Source organism: Rhodophyticola sp., from assembly GCF_965284195.1.
Taxonomy (GTDB): domain Bacteria; phylum Pseudomonadota; class Alphaproteobacteria; order Rhodobacterales; family Rhodobacteraceae; genus Rhodophyticola.
The window spans coordinates 136412-153690 of record NZ_CBDIRM010000001.1 but is presented as its reverse complement, the minus strand read 5'-3'; the positions used below and the strand labels follow the sequence as shown (position 1 = coordinate 153690).

The window sequence follows — 17279 nt, the reverse complement described above, 5'->3', positions numbered from 1 at the left end:
GTCCGGAACACCTGCTGCTCTTTTTTGTCACCATGCCTGAAAGCGGCGCTGAAAGGAATCCCTCCCGCGCCGGGTATGGGTTTCTGCCGGATACTGCCGCATTCGGAAACAATGCGCTCAGGATCCGGCGATTTACGGATTTTGGGTAAGTGAAACGTAAAAGAACCGCCAACAATTCTCATAAAAAGCCAGAGAGTGCCCAATTTGCGCCGCCTTTCCGGGGGAAAACATCCTCATCCGAGGGGGCAGGAGCCAACCAGGTAGACTGACGGAAACTCGAAATCGAAGTTAAAACTGGAGACAGAGACTATGACCAAACTGATGAAAACCTTTATCGTATCCGAATCCGGTGCCGTGACCGTTGACTGGGTCGTGCTGACCGCAGCCATCGTCGGCCTTGGCCTGGCCGTCATGGCCGTTGTGTCCGGTGGCGTTAACGAAGTGGCCAGCAGCATCGATACCGCTCTGAGCGATGTCGCTGGGTCAACCGGGATCCCCACTCCCACTCCCACTCCCACTCCCACTCCCACTCCCACTCCCACTCCCACTCCCACTCCCACGCCGTAATTCTCAGCGGCAGGCTCGCCCAAGCGACGGGCTTGTTCGAAAAAGGAAACAAAAGCCGCGCCCGACCGGGCGCGGCTTCTTCGTTGTGCCGGCTCAGGTAACAATTTGCCGAGATTGGTTCTCAAATTTGTCAAAAATGCATCATAATCGCGCAACTTTGACACATTCCCGCCGCATTTCGCCACGACTCTGCCCCTGTCTGCTCTGGGGTCTACGGACCCTGTTAACTATCGTTGGGGAGAATCCCGAATGCCGAGTCTCGATTTTGCCGCGTCCTTTGTTAAGGACGAAAGCGGCGTCGTAAGTGTCGATTGGGTGGTTTTAACTGCCGCTTTGGTGGGACTTGGCCTGGCCGTCACGAATGTGGTGGGTGCTGGTTTGGAAGATCTGTCGGAGGATATCCGTACGCAATTGATGACCGACCATATCCGCACCGGTTTCAACGAGTAACACGACCAAGACAGGACAGACAGGTATGCGGGCGTCACCCTTCGGGGTTGGCGCCCGTTGCTGTTTGAGCACCCTCACGCCCCTGCAACGCTCATAGTTTGATTCAAAGACTTGCGAATTGGCCACGCCAAGCCGCCGCTCCGCCACATTCCTGCCTTGGCCGAATTCGAGACAGACCGCACCCATCGAGGTGCCGGCTGCAGAATGCGCCTGCCTGCAAGACGCGGGCTGATCCAATCAAGCATCCATGCAGGAGCAAATCATGAAACTTACTGAAGCAAAGACCTTTTTCGCCGACGAGTCCGGTGCCGTCACCGTCGACTGGGTCGTTCTGACCGCCGCTCTGGTCGGCCTTGGCCTCGCCGTGATCTCGGTCGTGTCCGGCGGAATGGAAGAACTGTCCACCGATATCGGCCAGGCACTGACCGATACGGACCCGCTGACCGATCCGTTCGCCAACAACGTCACCTTCACGGAAACAACGACCACCCCGTGACGGGCCGCGCCCGGACCGTGCCGACACGCACCGGACCGCTCGAAGATCGGGTGAAATTGCGGATGGCCGCCGAGGGGGAAAGAACTCTCGGCGGCCAGACCCAATGTCTCCGCCGCGGGACCATGTTTCTGCCCAATTTACGAACCATGATCATCAGCGGAAAACCGCGCGGCACATGTCTTCGGGCCTGTGCCGCGCACTGATAAAAAAGGACCTACGACATGCGAGTGATTTTCGGGCTTGTCCTCATCGTCGGCGTCGCCTTGGCAGGATTTGCGGTTTATGTCGCACAGGACCGGTTTGCGCAGTATCAGCGCGCGCTGGCCAATCAAAGCAATGCCATCATCCAGACCACCGAGGTCTTCGTGGTAAACACGCAGCTGCGCTATGGCCAGGTGCTGCGGCCAGAGGATGTCACGGCGGTGCGATGGCCTGCAAGCCATGTGCCATTCGGCGCCTTCACCAGCCAGGAAGATCTTTTTCCCGCCGGCACGGATGAGTTGCGCACCGTTTTGCGTGTGATGGAGCGCGACGAACCGGTGCTGATTTCCAAGGTGACCGCCCCCGGCGAGGATGCCGGCGTGGCGTCGCGGCTGGCCACCGGGATGCGCGCCTTCGCCCTGTCGGTCGATGTGGCCTCGGGCGTGTCGGGCTTCCTGCGTCCGGGCGACCGGGTCGATGTCTACTGGACCGGCACGTCGCGTGGAGAGAACGTCACGCGGCTGATCCGGTCCAATGTGCAGATCATCGCAATCGACCAGATCGCGGATGAGGATCGCAACAACCCGACCATCGCCCGCACGATCACCGTCGAAGCCCCGCCCGAAGAGATCGCGGCGCTGGCGCATGCGCAATCGAGCGGCCGGCTGACGCTGGCGCTGGTTGGTGTCGGCGACGAAACGGTCAGCGAGACAGTCGAGATCAACCAGGATCAGCTTCTGGGGATCGTTGCGGTGGAGCGGGAAGCCGGCCCCCGGATCTGCACGGTCCGCAACCGCCGGGGCGGCGAGGTGGTCGTGACACCGGTGCCCTGCACCAACTGAACTTTCCGAAACAGACGATCGCGGCCCCCAGCATCTTGGGGGCCGCATTGCGTTTGCCGCGATACCTTGGGTCGCGTGGTTTCCCGAACACATAAGAAACGACCCGCAACTCCCTGATTCTTGCGCGGAAAGCGGAATTGAGGCATGGTGCGCGTAATCGGGCACGAAAAATCGGCCCATAACGTGATCAGAGAGGCAGGATCACAATGAGCTTTATGACCCTTATTCGGGCAGGCCTGATCGGCTGCGCCCTTGCGTTGGTAGTATTGCCTGTCGGCATTCAGGCACAGACGCTGCGCGTTCTCGAAGGCAGCACCTCCACCTCGCTGAGGGTTCCGATGAACCGGGCCGTCGTGGTGGAAAGCGAAGCCATTTTCGCCGAACTTTCGGTCGCGAACCCCGCGATCGCGGATATCGCGACATTGTCGGAGCGCACGATCTATGTTCTGGGCCGCGCTCCGGGCCGGACCACGATGACGCTTCTGGGCGTCGATGGCGGCCTGATCGCGAATGTCGAGGTTCAGGTCGTCCCGGATGTGGCCGAGCTGCGGGAGCGTCTGCGCGACATCCTGCATGGTGAGCCGGTCGAGGTACGCACCGCAAATGACGGCATCGTGCTTTCCGGCATCGTCAGTTCCGGTCGTGCGGTCCAACGGGCCCTGGAACTGGCCGAGCGTTACGCGCCCGGACGTGTCTCCAACCTGATGATGGTCGGCGGCACGCAACAGGTGATGTTGCAGGTGCGCTTTGCCGAAATGTCGCGGAGTGTCCGCCAGAACCTTTCCACCAGCTTCGGCGCCAGCAGAGGCGATGCCCGGTTCGGGTCGGGCAGTGCGGCGGCGAACTTCCCCGCTGCCGTGATCAATCCGACGCTCGATGGCGCCAACGGCGTTCTGGGAATCACTTTCGGATCGGGCAGCGCCCAGTTCGGCATCCTGCTTGAGGCGCTGGAAACCAACGGTATGGTGCGCACCTTGGCCGAGCCGAACCTTTCGGCCTTGTCGGGACAGGAAGCCAGCTTCTTCGCAGGTGGCGAGTTTCCGGTCCCCACGCAAAGCGACGATGGTATCGGTATCGAGTTCAAGCCCTTCGGGATCGACCTGAACTTCACACCGACCGTCGTGGGCGATGGCGTGATCAATCTGGTCCTCGCGACCGAAATCTCCTCCATCGGGCAGACGACGGCGATTGCGGGCAACCAGATCCCGTCGCTCAGCACCCGGTCCGCCAGCACGACCGTCGAGATGCGGGATGGCGAAAGCTTTGCCATCGCGGGCCTTTTGCAGGACGATTTCCGCGACTCCATCGGTCAGGTGCCCTGGCTTGGCGACATCCCGGTTCTGGGCGCGCTTTTCCGCAGCACCAACTATCAGCGTGAGCAAAGCGAACTGGTCGTCATTGTGACCGCGCATCTGGTGTCCCCGACCCGGGGCGAGGCTCTGGCGCTGCCGACGGACAGGGTCGCGATCCCGACCGAGAGGGAGCTTTTCCTGAATGGCAGGGTCGCCGGCGCGAACCGTGCGGGATCTGCCGCGGCCGATGTGGCGCAGCAGGATTTCGGCGGCTCCTACGGCTATGTGATGGAGTAAGCAGATGGCTATCCTGACACCCGCAAAATACGCTGTCTTCGCCTTGGCCGCCTTGGCGCTGGCCGGTTGCGCATCCACCCTCGACCGGCAGGCCGGCGGACGCATGGACGAGGGGGGCTTCGGCAACCCGACCATGAACAACGTGCTCGTGATGTCCGGTCAGCGCAGTTACGTGGAAAGCCTCGCGGAGCGATTCGCCGCCGAGGTGCCCACGACCATCACATTTGCGTTCAATTCGGCGCAACTTGACGATGCGGCGCGTACCACGCTCCGCCGGCAGGCGACCTGGATCCGGCAGTTCCCCGAGGTGCAGTTCAGCGTGTACGGCCATACCGATCTGGTCGGCAGCCAGGCCTACAACCAGCAGCTCGGGCTGCGCAGAGCGCGGGCCGCGGTGAATTACCTGGTCAGTCAGGGGATCAGCCGCAGCCGGCTCCATGCCCTTGTTTCCCTAGGGGAAACACAACCGATCGTTGCAACCCAGAGCCGGGAACGCCGCAATCGCCGGACCGTGACCGAGGTCAGCGGGTTCGTGCAGGACAACCCGATGGTTCTTGATGGCCGATATGCGGCAATCGTCTACCGGGCCTATTCCAGCGGCACCCCCGGAGCAGCGGAAGAGTAGCCTCGCACCTGTTGGTCGCCACGCCCCCGGCGTGGCGATTTCCCAATAGTTTGGGCAATTTGGTCGTATTGTTGCCCATTTTAGCAGCCAAAACAGTCTCAAGGCATGGGGCGATTCCGCATCCGAGCAGCGCGGAAATGACCCTGGCCCATCTGACCCGGCAAAAACATGCAGGGCCCGGGTGGCTACAGAACCTGGCGAAGTCAGGCAATATGGGAATTGAGGAATGAGTGGCGGACTTGCGCTGAAATCAGACCCCGCACCGATCGTGGCTTCCACGATCTCCCGGGATGTTCAGAAATTCGATCTGCTGATCGATGACATGGAAGCCGAACTGGGTGAGTCCTGGGGCGATCTGCACCTGGAGGAGGCCCGCGCCTTTCTTGACCAGACCGAATCCGGCGAGCTGGAATTCGTGGCCATCGCCGTGGATCAGAGCGACGAGGGCGATATCGGCCTGATCGGCGAGATCATTCGCGGCGCGAAGGAAAAAGACATCAAGGTCATCCTGATCGCCGACGATCTCAGCACGCAAGGCCTGCACCAGCTTCTGAAGCTGGGGGCGGATGATTTCGTGCCCTATCCCCTGCCCGAACGGGCCCTGCACGACGCGATCAAGAGAATCCGCGAACCGGAGCCCGTGGTAAGGCTGCCCGCCCCGCCGCAAAGCGGATCGACCATCGATCCGTCCCCGCGTCTGGAGGGCCGCTCGGCCATCTTCGCGGTGCAAAGCCTTGCCGGCGGCACCGGGGCCACCACGCTGGCGGTCAATCTTGCGTGGGAACTGGCCAATATCGACAAGAAGAAATCCCCGTCGGTCTGCCTGATCGACCTGGATCTTCAGTTCGGCTCGGCCTCCACATTCCTTGATCTGCCGCGCCGCGAGGTGATCCTCGAAGTGCTGTCGGACAGCCAGAGCATGGACGTGGACGCGTTCAAGCAGGCGCTGGTGGATTACCACGGCAAGATGTCGGTGTTCACCGCGCCGGCGGAGATCATTCCGCTGGACATGATCGGCCCCGAGGATGTGGAGGCGATACTGAACCTCGCCTCGGAATGCTTCGACATCGTCATCATCGACATGCCGACCACGATCGTGCAGTGGACCGAAACGATCCTTCACCGAACGGATGTGTTCTTCGCCATGCTGGAACTGGACATGCGCTCGGCCCAGAACGCGATGCGCTTCATCAAGGCGCTGCGGTCGGAGGATCTGCCGCTTGAAAAGGTGAATTTCGTCCTGAACCGCGCCCCCAAAAGCCTCGATCTGAACGGGAAATCCCGTGTCAAACGCCTGGCCGACAGCCTTGGCGTGAAGATTTCGACGCAATTGTCCGATGGCGCCAAGCAGATCACGCAATGTGCCGACCACGGCGTGCCTCTGGCCGAAATGGCAAAGAAAAACCCGTTGCGCAAAGACATCATGAAACTGGGCAGCGGCCTCTTCAATGCGATGCTGTCAGAAGCCGCCACCGGCTAGGGAAAGATCGCCATGTTCTCGAAGTACAAGAAACCCTCGGCTGCCAGCCCCGTACCGCCCATTGCAGCCGTGCCCGAACCCGATGCGCCCGAAACCGGTGCGGCGGCAACCGAGGCGCCCAAGGTCCAGCGCAAGCAGATGTCGGACGGCGAGCCCACCCGGCCGGCGGCGGAGGTTGCAAATCTCGACAAGGAGAAGAAACGCCGTCTCCGTCTGGACGAGATCAAGACCGAGATGCACCACCGGCTGCTCGAAAACCTGAACCTGTCCGCACTGGAAAGCGCCAAGGATACCGAGCTGAAGGCGGAGATCATGGCGATCACCACCGAAGAGCTGAGCGAGATGGGCGTCGTTCTGAACCGCGAAGACCGTCAGACGCTGCAAACGGAGCTTTTCGACGAGGTGACCGGCCTTGGCCCGCTGGAACCGCTTCTGAAGGACGACACGGTCAACGATATTCTCGTCAATGGCCCGAACCGCGTATTTGTGGAACGCGATGGCCGCCTGACCCTGACCGATGTGCGCTTCAAGGACGAGCGTCACCTTCTCAGGATCATCGACAAGATCGTGTCGGCCGTCGGCCGCCGGGTCGACGAATCCAACCCGCATGTGGACGCGCGCCTCAAGGATGGCTCGCGTTTCAACGCTATGGTCCCGCCCGTGGCCGTCGACGGCTCGCTGGTTTCCATCCGGAAGTTCAAGAAGGAAAAGCTCGGGGTCGACGACCTGGTGAAGTTCGGCGCCTTCTCCGAGGAGATGGCCGCCTATCTGCAGGCCGCCGTCGCCACCCGGCTGAACGTGATCGTCTCGGGCGGGACCGGCTCGGGCAAGACAACCACGCTCAACGCGCTTTCAAGCTTCATCGACAATTCCGAGCGGATCCTGACAATCGAGGATACTGCGGAACTGCAGCTGCAGCAGGTCCATGTGGGCCGGATGGAAAGCCGCCCCCCCAATGTCGAGGGCAAGGGCGCCGTCACGCAGCGCGATTGTCTGAGGAACGCGTTGCGGATGCGGCCCGACCGGATCATCGTCGGGGAAACCCGCGGCGACGAGGTGATCGACATGCTGCAGGCGATGAACACCGGGCATGACGGCTCGATGACCACGATCCACGCAAACTCCGCCCGCGATGCCTGCTCGCGTCTGGAAAACATGATCGCCATGTCGGGCATCGAGATGCCGATCAAGGCGGTTCGGGCGCAGATCTCTTCGGCGGTCAATCTCATCGTGCAGGCCTCGCGCCTTCAGGACGGCTCCCGCCGGATGGTCTCGATCACCGAGGTGACGGGCATGGAGGGCGAGGTGATCTCGATGCAGGAAGTCTTCCGCTATCAGCGCCTTGGCCTGAAACCCGACGGAAAGATCATCGGGCGGTTCACCGCCTGCGGCGTGCGTTCGCATTACTCCGAGCGCTTCAAGCAATGGGGGTATGACCTGCCGATGTCGATTTACGACCCCGTGGCAGCGGAGTAGCGGATATGCAACTTAGCATCGAACCTCTTATTTACATTGGCATTTTTGTCGGCATCGTGATGCTGGTAAACGGCATCTATCTGATGGTCTTCGGCAAGTCCGTGTCGATGAATGCGCGGGTCAACCGGCGCCTGACCATGCTTGAGAAGGGATCCTCCCGCGAGGACGTTCTGGCAAAGCTCCGCAAGGAGATGGACCAGCACATGAAGTCGCGGACCATCCCGCTTTACTCGCTGATCGCGGACAAGGCGCAGAAGGCCAATATCGCCTTCACACCGCAGCAATTGATCATCGTCATGGGCGTGCTGACCGTGACGGCCTTTCTCGTGCTCACGCTTCTGACCGGGGCCTCCCTGCCGATCCGGCTGCTGATCTCGGTCGCAATGGGCGTGGGCGGCGTGTTCTACTGGGTCAACTCCAAGGCCAAGAAGCGCATCGGCATGATCGAGGAGCAGTTGCCCGACGCGGTGGAGCTGATGGTGCGCGCGCTGCGCGTGGGCCACCCGTTCGTGTCGGCCATCAACACCGTTGCCAAGGAGGTTGCCGACCCGCTCGGCTCGGAACTGGGTGTTATCGCCGACGAGGCCGCCTATGGCCGCGACATCGCCGAAAGCATTCAGAACATGGCCGATCGCCTTGATTTGCAGGATCTGCGGTTCATGGCGGTGGCTGTGGGCATCCAGCAGACCTCCGGCGGCAATCTGGCCGAAATCCTTGAGGGGCTAGCCAATGTGATCCGGGCGCGCTTCAAGCTGTTCCGCCGGGTGAGAGCCATCACCGCCGAGGCGAAATGGTCCGGCAGCTTCCTGTCCTTCTTTCCGATCCTGTGCCTGATCGGCATCAACGTCATGCAGCCCGATTACTACAGTGAAGTGATGGAAAGCCCCGTCTTCATTCCCGCCGCCGCGGTGGTGGGCGTCATGTTGTTCGTCAACATGGTTTTCATGCGTATCATGGTCAACATCAAGGTCTGAGGACGGGCAAGCACATGGACTTCATCCAAAACCTTCTGGCCAGCATCAACGAGGTCATGACCGGCATGTTCGGCGATCTGGGTCCCCTGATCCTGGTCGGCGGGCTCGGGTTCCTGCTGGTCATCGTCGCATTGCCCGCGTTTCTGTTTCGAAAGCAGGACCCGCTGGACAAGCTGCGGAACCAGACGAAAACCGAAAAGGAAAAAACCACCGGGCGCGCGTTGCGCGTCGGCGGCAAGGACCAGAGACTTGACCGTTTCGCGCAATTCCTCGAACCCCAGAACGTGGACGAGCTCAGCCAGGTCCGCCTGACCCTGATCCGCGCCGGATACCGGTCGAAAGGTGCGGTCCAGACCTTCCATTTCGCGCAATTCGCGCTTGGCCTGGGCCTTCTCGCCATCGGCTCGATCTATGTCCTGATCGCCCCCGGTCTCAGCGCGCAGGCGTCGATCCTGTCGGTGATCGTACCGGGCGGCATCGGGTACTTCCTTCCGAAATACTGGGTGACCAAACGGGTCCAGAAACGGGCCGAGGAAATCACCCAGGGCTTCCCCGACGCGCTGGACCTGATGCTGGTCTGCGTGGAAGCGGGCCAGTCGTTGGATCAGGCGATCATTCGCGTCTCCAAGGAGATGCGCGCCGCCTACCCCGCCCTGTGCGAGGAATTCGAGATGGTGGCCTATGAAATGAAGGCCGGCAAGGACAAGACCAAGGTCTTGCGCGACATGGGCGAACGGGTCGATATTCAGGATGTGAACAGCTTTGTCACCGTGTTGATCCAGTCGGCGACATTCGGGACCTCGGTCGCCGATGCGCTTCGGGTCTATGCCAGCGAGATGCGCGACAAGCGTGTGTTGCGCGCCGAGGAAAAAGCCAACAAGCTGCCCACGAAGCTGACACTCGGCACGATGATGTTCTGTGTGCCGCCCTTGCTGATCATCCTGATCGGCCCGTCGGTTTACGGGATTGCCCAGAACCTCGGTGGAGCTGGCAGCAGCGGGTTCTGATCAGGGAGAAGGATCATGATGCGGGGGCTCATCATCATCACCACACTCATCGCGCTGGCCGCCTGCAACAATCAGGCGGCCGTGCCTTTGGGGGCCGAGCGGCAGGGTCTGCCTGCGCCGTCCGGCACGCCTGTCCTGCGCAATGCGGTGGACGGGCTGATCGTGGGCCACCGGCTGATGGATGCCGGCGAATACGAGCTGGCGCTGCGGGCCTATACCCGCTCGGCCGCCACCGACGGTACAACGCCCGCGCATCTGTCGGCCATGGGCTCCGCCAATCTGCAACTCGGGCGGCTGGGACAGGCCGAAACCCTGCTGCGCGCGGCGATCGAGGAAGACCCCGATTTCCCCCCCGCCTGGAACAATCTCGGCGTCGTTCTGATGGAACAGGGCGAATACGGCGAGGCGCGGCAGGTCTTTCAGCACGCCTTCGCGCTGGATAGTGGCCAAACGGACTCCATTCGTGAAAACTTGCGGCTGGCTATCGCAAGAATGGAGAATACCGGGTATATTCCTGAAGATAATGAAAACCGCTATGACCTGGAGCGTCGCGGCGGGGGCCTTTATGTCCTCTACGAGACTCCGTGAACATAGCGATCGAGCAGTAAGAGGTCGCCAATGCGCCTGACCACCCGGATCACTCTGGTTGTCGGCTTGTCCGTCGGACTTGCCGCATGCGGAAACTCCGACCGTGCGGATGTCGATCGCGCGATGGATTCCATGAATGTCATCGACGAGACAAACCTCAACGATATCATGCTGACCGTGGCCGACCCCGAAGAGGCGGTCGCCTATTTCCGGCGCGCCTCCGCCGCGGAGCCCGAACGCGTCGACCTGCGACGGGGCCTGGGCCAAAGCCTGATCCGCGCCGGGCGCGCCACCGAGGCGGCGGTTGTCTGGCGCGCCGTTGTCGACACCGGCGAGGCCACGGATCAGGACCGCGTGGATTTCGCCGACGCGCTGATCCGCAACGGCGATTGGGAAGAAGCCGAGGCGCAGCTCGATCAGGTGCCCCCCACCTTCGAGACTTTCGAGCGGTACCGTCTGGAAGCGATGATCGCCGACAGCAATCAGGAATGGGAAAACGCCGATAGTTTTTATGAAACGGCCGTTGGCCTGACGACGCGGCCGGCGGGCGTTCTGAACAACTGGGGCTTTTCCAAGCTGACACGCGGCGACAGCGAAGCCGCCGAACGGCTGTTCACCGAGGCCATCACCTACGATCCGAGCCTGTTCACCGCCAAGAACAACCTCGTTCTGGCCCGTGCCGCGCGGGGCCAGTACGGGCTTCCGCTGGTCCAGATGACCCAGATCGAGCGGGCGCAATTGCTGCACACCGCCGCGCTTGCCGCGATCCGTCAGGGGGAGGTCGATGTGGGCCGCGGCCTGCTGGCGGAGGCGATCGACGCCCATCCGCAGCATTTCGATGCCGCCGTCCGGGCGTTGCGCGCCCTTGATACCGAGGTTCGCGGCTGATGGAGCTGACATTTGCCGAAGCCGCCTGGTTCCTGCCCTTCGTGCTGCCGATCTGTCTTTGGGTGGCCTGGTCCGACCTGCGGGAGATGCGGATCCCCAACGTCGCGGTTCTGGCGCTGGCGGGCGGATTTCTGGCGATCGGGCTGATCGTGTTGCCCTTTGACGCCTATCTTTGGCGTCTGGCGCAGCTTCTGGGCGTATTGGTCATCGGCTTCGTCATCGCGTCGATCGGAATGGTCGGCGCGGGCGATGCCAAATTCGCCGCCGCCATGGCCCCGTTCATCGTGCCCGGGGACGTGCTGTTCTTCCTGCTGCTCTTCTCGGTCGTGCTGATCGCCTCCTGGGCGACACATCGCGGGGCCGCCCGGGTTCCGGCGGTCCGCCGCGCCACACCGGATTGGGTATCGTGGGAACGGGGCAAGCTTTTCCCCATGGGCGTGGCGCTGGCCGGCGCCCTCTCGATCTATCTGATCCTCGGTCTCGGGCTCTGGGCTTGAGCCGCTTGAATTGACGGTTTTTCAAGGCGATCCGCCTAGTTTGTGCCGCATTCATCCGGCAGAATCGCATCAGTCAGAGGGCCTGCAATGAACGTTCAAACTCCCAATGCGACCGACAGTATTGCCCCGCCCGCCTTGCGCAAGCTGGGCGATACCGGCCTGCCGATGGTGATGATGCGGGACATCCTGCTGAAAACCATTTTCCGCAAGAACGTCGAAACCGCGACCGAGATCTCCGAGGCGATCTGCCTGCCGCTGACCCTGACCCAGGCCCTGATCGACATGGCCCGCGACATGAGCCTGCTGCAGGCAACCGGAACGCTGCATGCCACCTCCGGCTCGGAAATGGGCTTTCAGCTCACCGATAACGGCAAGGCCCGCGCGCTGGATGCGCTCAGCCAGTCGGAATATTACGGCGCCATGCCGGTTCCGCTTGAGGCCTACAAGGTCCAGACGAAGCGGCAGTCCATCCGTGACATTCATCTGACGCGCGAGATGCTGGAAACCTCCATGGGGCATCTGATCCTGCCCAAGGGCCTGATCGATCAGCTTGGCCCCGCGGTGGGATCCGGGCGTTCCGTCCTGCTTTACGGTCCGCCGGGCAACGGCAAATCCTCCATCGCCGAGGGTATCCGCGCGGCGATGGGCGATACCATCTACATTCCACGCGCGCTGAGCTATGCGGGTCAGGTCATCACCCTGTTCGACCCGATCGTGCATACGCCGGTCAGCGAACCCGAAGTGACCGGCGGCAGCACCCTGCGCAAGGCTTCGGCCCGGTTCGACACCCGCTATCTGTTGTGCAAGCGGCCCACTGTGATGACCGGGGGCGAACTGATGCTCAGCATGCTCGACCTGAACTACAACGCGGTCAGCCGCACCTATCAGGCCAGCCTGCAACTCAAATCCTCAGGCGGCGTTTTCATCGTCGACGACCTTGGCCGCCAGGAAGAGCCGCCACAGGCTCTGATCAACCGCTGGATTGTGCCGATGGAAGCCGGATACGATATTCTGGCGCTGCAATCCGGCGAGAAATTCGAGGTGCCCTTCGATACGCTGGTGATCTTCTCCACCAACTTCCACCCGAACGAACTGTTCGACCAGGCGGCGCTTCGCCGGATCTTCTTCAAGGTCAAGATCGACGGGCCCACGCAGGAGGAATTCCTGAAGGTCTTTGCCATGGTCGCGCGCAAGAAAAAGGTGCCGCTGAACGAGGAAACCCTCGTCCACATGCTCAAGGTCCGTTATCCGAAAATCAACAACCTCTACGCCAATTACCATGCGAATTTCCTGATCGACCAGTTGATCGCGATCTGCGAATTCGAAGGCATTCACTATCAGATGCGGCCCGATCTGATCGATCGCGCGTGGGAAAACATGTATGTGAAAGAGGAAGCCATCGTACACTGACGCGGGCCGCCGCCGCGCAACCCATCGGCACGAAAGGGGCTGACCCGGGCCCGCGCAGGCATTATCTCTGCCGCATGACGGCATTGCCCCCGGAAATAGACAACTGGTTCCATGCCCGTGGCTGGTCGATACATCCGCACCAGCAGCGGATGTGGGAGCTTTCCTCGGAACCCTGTCAATTGCTGATCGCGCCCACCGGCGGCGGCAAGACCATGGCGGGCTTCCTGCCCACGCTGGCGGAGCTTGCCGATGGCCGGCACCAGGGTCTGCACACGCTCTATATCTCGCCCCTGAAGGCTCTCGCGGCCGACATCAAACGCAATCTGCGGACCCCGGTGGAGGAGATCGGCCTGCCGATCCGTATCGAGGATCGGACCGGCGACACCACCCAGACGCAACGAAAACGCCAGCGCGCCGATCCCCCGCATATCCTGCTAACCACGCCGGAAAGTCTGGCGCTGCTCACCTCCTACGAGGATGCGGGCCACATGTTCAAAGGTCTGCAACGGGTGATCGTCGACGAGATTCACGCCCTTGCCGAAAGCAAACGCGGCGACCAGTTGATGCTGGCGCTGTCGCGCTTGTCAACGCTTGCGCCCGGATTGCGCCGGGTCGGTCTTTCCGCCACGGTCGAAGACCCGCCCGCCATCGCCCGCATTCTTGCCCGCCATCCCGACCCCTGCCAGATCCTGGAGGCCGATCCCGGGCCCGACCCGGATATCTCGATGCTGGAAACCAGCGACCGCCCGCCCTGGTCCGGCGGCGGGGGCCGCTATGCGATCCCGGCGGTTCTGGAACAGGTGAAGGCCCACAAGACCACGCTGATCTTCCACAATACCCGTGCGCAGGCGGAGATCTTCTTCCATCATCTCTGGCTCGCCAATGAAGACCGGATGCCCATCGGCATCCATCACGGCGCCCTGTCCCGCGAACAACGCGAGAAGGTGGAGGCAGCGATGGTCGCGGGCGAGCTGCGCGCGATTGTCTGCACCGGCTCGCTTGATCTGGGCATTGACTGGGGCGATGTGGATCTCGTCATTCAGGTGGGCGCGCCGAAAAACGTCAAACGGCTGGTCCAGCGGATCGGCCGGGCCAATCATCGCTACAACGCGCCGTCGAAGGCACTTCTGGTGCCCGCGAACCGGTTCGAGGTTGTCGAATGCGTCGCCGCATTGGAGGCCGCGCGCGATCATGATCTGGACGGCGAGCCGATGGGGGACGGCCCGCTGGATGTGCTGTGCCAGCATATCCTGATCCGCGCGGCCGCAGGGCCCTTTGCCGCCGATGATCTCTATGCCGAGGTCATCTCGGCCGGGGCCTATGCCACGCTCTCCCGCGACAGGTTCGACCGGTGCCTGGATTTCTGCGCCACCGGGGGATACGCGCTTAAATCCTATGATCGCTGGCAAAAACTGATCCTGAGACCTGATGGGTACTGGCAGTTGCGCGACCCGCGGGCCGCGCGCCAGATCCGTATGAATATCGGCACGATCCTTGCCTCCGACAAGCTGAAGGTGCGCCTGAAACATACCCGTGGCGGCATGCCCCTCGGCGAGGTGGAGGAGGAGTTTGCGGCCACGCTGATGAAGGGAGACACGTTTCTGATCGGCGGCCAGATCGTGCGCTACGAAGGGTTGCGCGAGATGACCATCGAGGTCACGCGCAGCCCGTCGGACAAACCGAAGGTCGCGACCTTCATGGGCAGCAAATTTGCCACGTCGACCCAGCTGTCCGACAGGATCCTTGCCATGTTCCGGCAGGAGGACTGGCCCAACCTGCCCGCCCACACGGCCGAATGGCTGGCGCTGCAACGCGAGGTGTCCCGCCTGCCGGAGCGCGACCGTTTGCTCGTGGAAAGCTTTCCCCATGACGGCCGCGAACATGTCTGCGTTTACGGATTTGCCGGCAAGAACGCGCAGCAGACCCTTGGGCTTCTGCTCACCCAACGCATGGAGGAGGAGGGGCTGAATCCGCTTGGCTTCGTCTCCACCGATTATGCGACGCTGATCTGGGGGCTTGATCCGCTGAAGGACGCCAAGCCACTCTTTTCACGCGAAAATCTGACCGAGACGATGGAAATCTGGCTGTCCGGAAACGCGGTGATGAAACGCACCTTCAAGGGGGCGGCCATAATCGCCGGGTTGATTGACCGGAACATGCCCGCAGGCAAGCGCAAGACCGGGCGGCAGGCGACATTTTCGACAGATATCCTTTACGATACGCTTCGGAAATACGATCCCACCCATGTGATGCTGGAGATCACGAGGGCGGAGGCGATGCGCGGCATGGTCGATTACGGCCGGATCGATGCCATGCTGACCCGGATCGGCGACAGGATAGACCATGTGCAACTGCCGAGACTGACGCCGCTGGCCGCGCCGCTTTTTCTGGAGGTGGGCCGGGTTGCCGTCAAAGGCCGCGCAGAGCAGCGCCTGGTGGAGGAAGAGGCCGCCCGCCTGATGGCCGAAGCGGGACTGCCTGCAGCCGGATAGGTGACGAAAACGCCCCCGGTTTCGAGCTTAAGTCGACCCTTTCCGTGCCCCGGCCCATCCCCCGGATGCACCCGCGGGCATCGGATGCAGCGGCAGTCCCTGTCGCGATGCCTTGCAAGACCCGCTGCGCCGTGCCATCGAACGAAGCATGAACGGATGCAGCTTCACCTTTGCCGGATTACAGCTTGAGGCGGTGCGCTCAGGCGCGCTTTGGTGGGAGGCCGAGGGCCTGCTTTGCGTGTCGGATCTGCATCTTGGAAAATCCGAACGAATGGCCCGCCGCGGCGGCCCCATGCTGCCGCCTTACGAGGTGCGGGACACGCTGATCAGGCTTGAGGACGATCTGACCGCGACGGCCGCGCAGACGGTTATTTGCCTGGGCGACAGTTTCGATGACCTTGCCGCCGCCGGCGCGCTGAGCGACGAGATGACCGCGTGGCTTGCCACGCTGATGGCCGGGCGCCGCTGGATCTGGATCGAAGGCAATCACGATGCAGGCCCGGTCGATCTTGGCGGCACCCATCTCAGCAGTTTCCGGGCCGGCCCGCTCAGCTTTCGCCATATCGCGGAGCCGGGTGAAAAGTACGAGATTTCAGGCCATTACCACCCCAAAGCCAAGGTGCCGACAAGGGCACGGCATGTCACACGACCCTGTTTTCTGATAGATGAGATGCGGGTGATCATGCCCGCCTATGGCACCTATACCGGCGGGCTGCACAGCCATGATGCGGCGCTGGCCGGGTTGATGGGCCCCGGCGCCACCGCAATCCTGCTGAGCGACCCGCCTGTCCGGGTTCCGATGCCCCGCTAGAACCGGGTGACATCGCCGGGCAAGTCCTGCTGATATGCCTGGCTGACCGGCAGGCGGCGGCCGCAGGGCAACACCGCGAAGACGCGCCTGCCGCGCTGTTCCACCCGCGATACGGCATGCCGCGCCACCCAGTGGGATCGGTGAATCCGAACGCCGTCATAGCCGTCCAGCTCGGCCAGCGCGTCGGAAAACCGCATCAGGATACGGTCCTTGCCGTCACGGGTGACGACCTCCAGATAATGGCCGTCTGCCTTGATGTGCATAAGCTCGTTGCCCAGCTCCCGGGGCAGGCGGCGCAGAAACGGCACGTCCTCCTCGGGCTTTGCCGTCCCGGCTTCCTGCTCCGGAAGGGCGCGCGGCGCGGCCTCCCCGTCCTCCTCTTCATCGCCCTGCAGATAAAGCCGGATCAGGACAACGACCATACACACCACAAGGACCACCGACATGTGCCAGCCGATACCGGGCAGATCGTCGGCCGGGATCTGATAGACATATCGGTTATAGGCCCAGACCGCCGGTCCGAGAGACAGCCCCATGATCGCGCTGCTGGCCATGTCCACGGCAAATCTGCTTCCGGTGAGCCGTCTGGCCACCCATGCCTTGGTCAGGCGCGCAAGCAGGATCGACGCTCCGATCAGGCCGCCCCAATACACCGCCCGCTCTGTCACCGACATGGAAACATAGGTGCCGAACGGCCCGACCATCGTGGCCAGAAGGCTTGCGGCAAACCACCCGGATGTGACCGGCGAGCGAACAATCCGGATGGCCAGATGACGGAGATCGCAATTGTCGGTTTGCATCTTCCCCCGGTTCAGTCTGAGTTTGGCGCGGCTCCTATCCCAACGCGAGAAAGTTATGATAAACCATGATTTCGATAAGTGTAGAT

The 17279-nt window shown here is 62.2% G+C and carries 17 protein-coding genes; 16 read left to right on the top strand and 1 reads right to left on the bottom strand.

Features of this window, described 5'->3' with window-relative positions:
- The first annotated feature begins 309 nt into the window (after positions 1-309).
- The 16 genes from ACQ651_RS00825 (at position 310) to pdeM (ending at position 16393) form a co-directional block, all read left to right on the top strand.
- Positions 310-567, top strand: coding sequence for a hypothetical protein (locus ACQ651_RS00825; protein WP_430447877.1), 258 nt, complete (start codon positions 310-312; stop codon positions 565-567).
- Between the two features lie 249 nt (positions 568-816).
- Positions 817-1017, top strand: a complete 201-nt coding sequence (locus ACQ651_RS00820) for a Flp family type IVb pilin (protein ID WP_121896628.1) — start codon at positions 817-819, stop codon at positions 1015-1017.
- Between the two features lie 262 nt (positions 1018-1279).
- Positions 1280-1513: a Flp family type IVb pilin gene (locus tag ACQ651_RS00815; protein WP_227284289.1), complete on the top strand. Its 234-nt coding sequence runs from the start codon at positions 1280-1282 to the stop codon at positions 1511-1513.
- 221 nt (positions 1514-1734) lie between these two features.
- Positions 1735-2556, top strand: coding sequence for a Flp pilus assembly protein CpaB (gene cpaB, locus ACQ651_RS00810; RefSeq protein WP_430447875.1), 822 nt, complete (start codon positions 1735-1737; stop codon positions 2554-2556).
- A 206-nt stretch (positions 2557-2762) separates the two neighbouring features.
- Complete coding sequence (locus ACQ651_RS00805) at positions 2763-4145, top strand: type II and III secretion system protein family protein (RefSeq protein ID WP_227284291.1); 1383 nt, start codon at positions 2763-2765, stop codon at positions 4143-4145.
- Between the two features lie 4 nt (positions 4146-4149).
- Positions 4150-4770, top strand: a complete 621-nt coding sequence (locus ACQ651_RS00800) for an OmpA family protein (protein WP_227284292.1) — start codon at positions 4150-4152, stop codon at positions 4768-4770.
- Positions 4771-4996: 226 nt separating this feature from the next.
- Entirely contained in the window at positions 4997-6250 is a 1254-nt protein-coding gene (locus ACQ651_RS00795) for an AAA family ATPase (protein ID WP_227284293.1), read from the top strand.
- Between the two features lie 12 nt (positions 6251-6262).
- Entirely contained in the window at positions 6263-7726 is a 1464-nt protein-coding gene (locus tag ACQ651_RS00790; RefSeq protein ID WP_430447874.1) for an ATPase, T2SS/T4P/T4SS family, read from the top strand.
- A gap of 5 nt (positions 7727-7731) precedes the next feature.
- A complete protein-coding gene (locus ACQ651_RS00785; protein ID WP_227284295.1) occupies positions 7732-8700 on the top strand; it encodes a type II secretion system F family protein in 969 nt (322 codons plus the stop codon).
- A gap of 14 nt (positions 8701-8714) precedes the next feature.
- Positions 8715-9707: a type II secretion system F family protein gene (locus ACQ651_RS00780; RefSeq protein WP_227284296.1), complete on the top strand. Its 993-nt coding sequence runs from the start codon at positions 8715-8717 to the stop codon at positions 9705-9707.
- A 15-nt stretch (positions 9708-9722) separates the two neighbouring features.
- Complete coding sequence (locus ACQ651_RS00775) at positions 9723-10295, top strand: tetratricopeptide repeat protein (RefSeq protein ID WP_430447872.1); 573 nt, start codon at positions 9723-9725, stop codon at positions 10293-10295.
- Positions 10296-10325: 30 nt separating this feature from the next.
- Positions 10326-11183 (top strand): tetratricopeptide repeat protein, encoded by an 858-nt coding sequence (locus tag ACQ651_RS00770; protein WP_227284298.1) that lies wholly within the window; start codon positions 10326-10328, stop codon positions 11181-11183.
- Positions 11183-11680, top strand: coding sequence for a prepilin peptidase (locus ACQ651_RS00765; RefSeq protein WP_375550541.1), 498 nt, complete (start codon positions 11183-11185; stop codon positions 11678-11680). The genes ACQ651_RS00770 and ACQ651_RS00765 overlap by 1 nt, the downstream gene beginning before the upstream one ends.
- Positions 11681-11767: 87 nt before the next feature.
- Entirely contained in the window at positions 11768-13090 is a 1323-nt protein-coding gene (locus tag ACQ651_RS00760) for an ATPase (RefSeq protein WP_430447870.1), read from the top strand.
- Between the two features lie 74 nt (positions 13091-13164).
- On the top strand, positions 13165-15582 hold the full coding sequence (locus ACQ651_RS00755; RefSeq protein WP_430447868.1) for a ligase-associated DNA damage response DEXH box helicase: 2418 nt from the start codon (positions 13165-13167) through the stop codon (positions 15580-15582).
- A 148-nt stretch (positions 15583-15730) separates the two neighbouring features.
- Positions 15731-16393 carry a ligase-associated DNA damage response endonuclease PdeM gene (gene pdeM, locus ACQ651_RS00750; RefSeq protein WP_430447866.1) on the top strand — a complete coding sequence of 221 codons (663 nt, stop codon included), beginning with the start codon at positions 15731-15733 and terminating at the stop codon, positions 16391-16393.
- On the opposite strand, the gene ACQ651_RS00745 is transcribed toward pdeM, so the two are convergent.
- Entirely contained in the window at positions 16390-17193 is an 804-nt protein-coding gene (locus tag ACQ651_RS00745; protein WP_227284303.1) for a LytTR family transcriptional regulator DNA-binding domain-containing protein, read from the bottom strand. The two genes, pdeM and ACQ651_RS00745, sit on opposite strands and share 4 nt — an antisense overlap.
- Positions 17194-17279 lie beyond the last annotated feature (86 nt).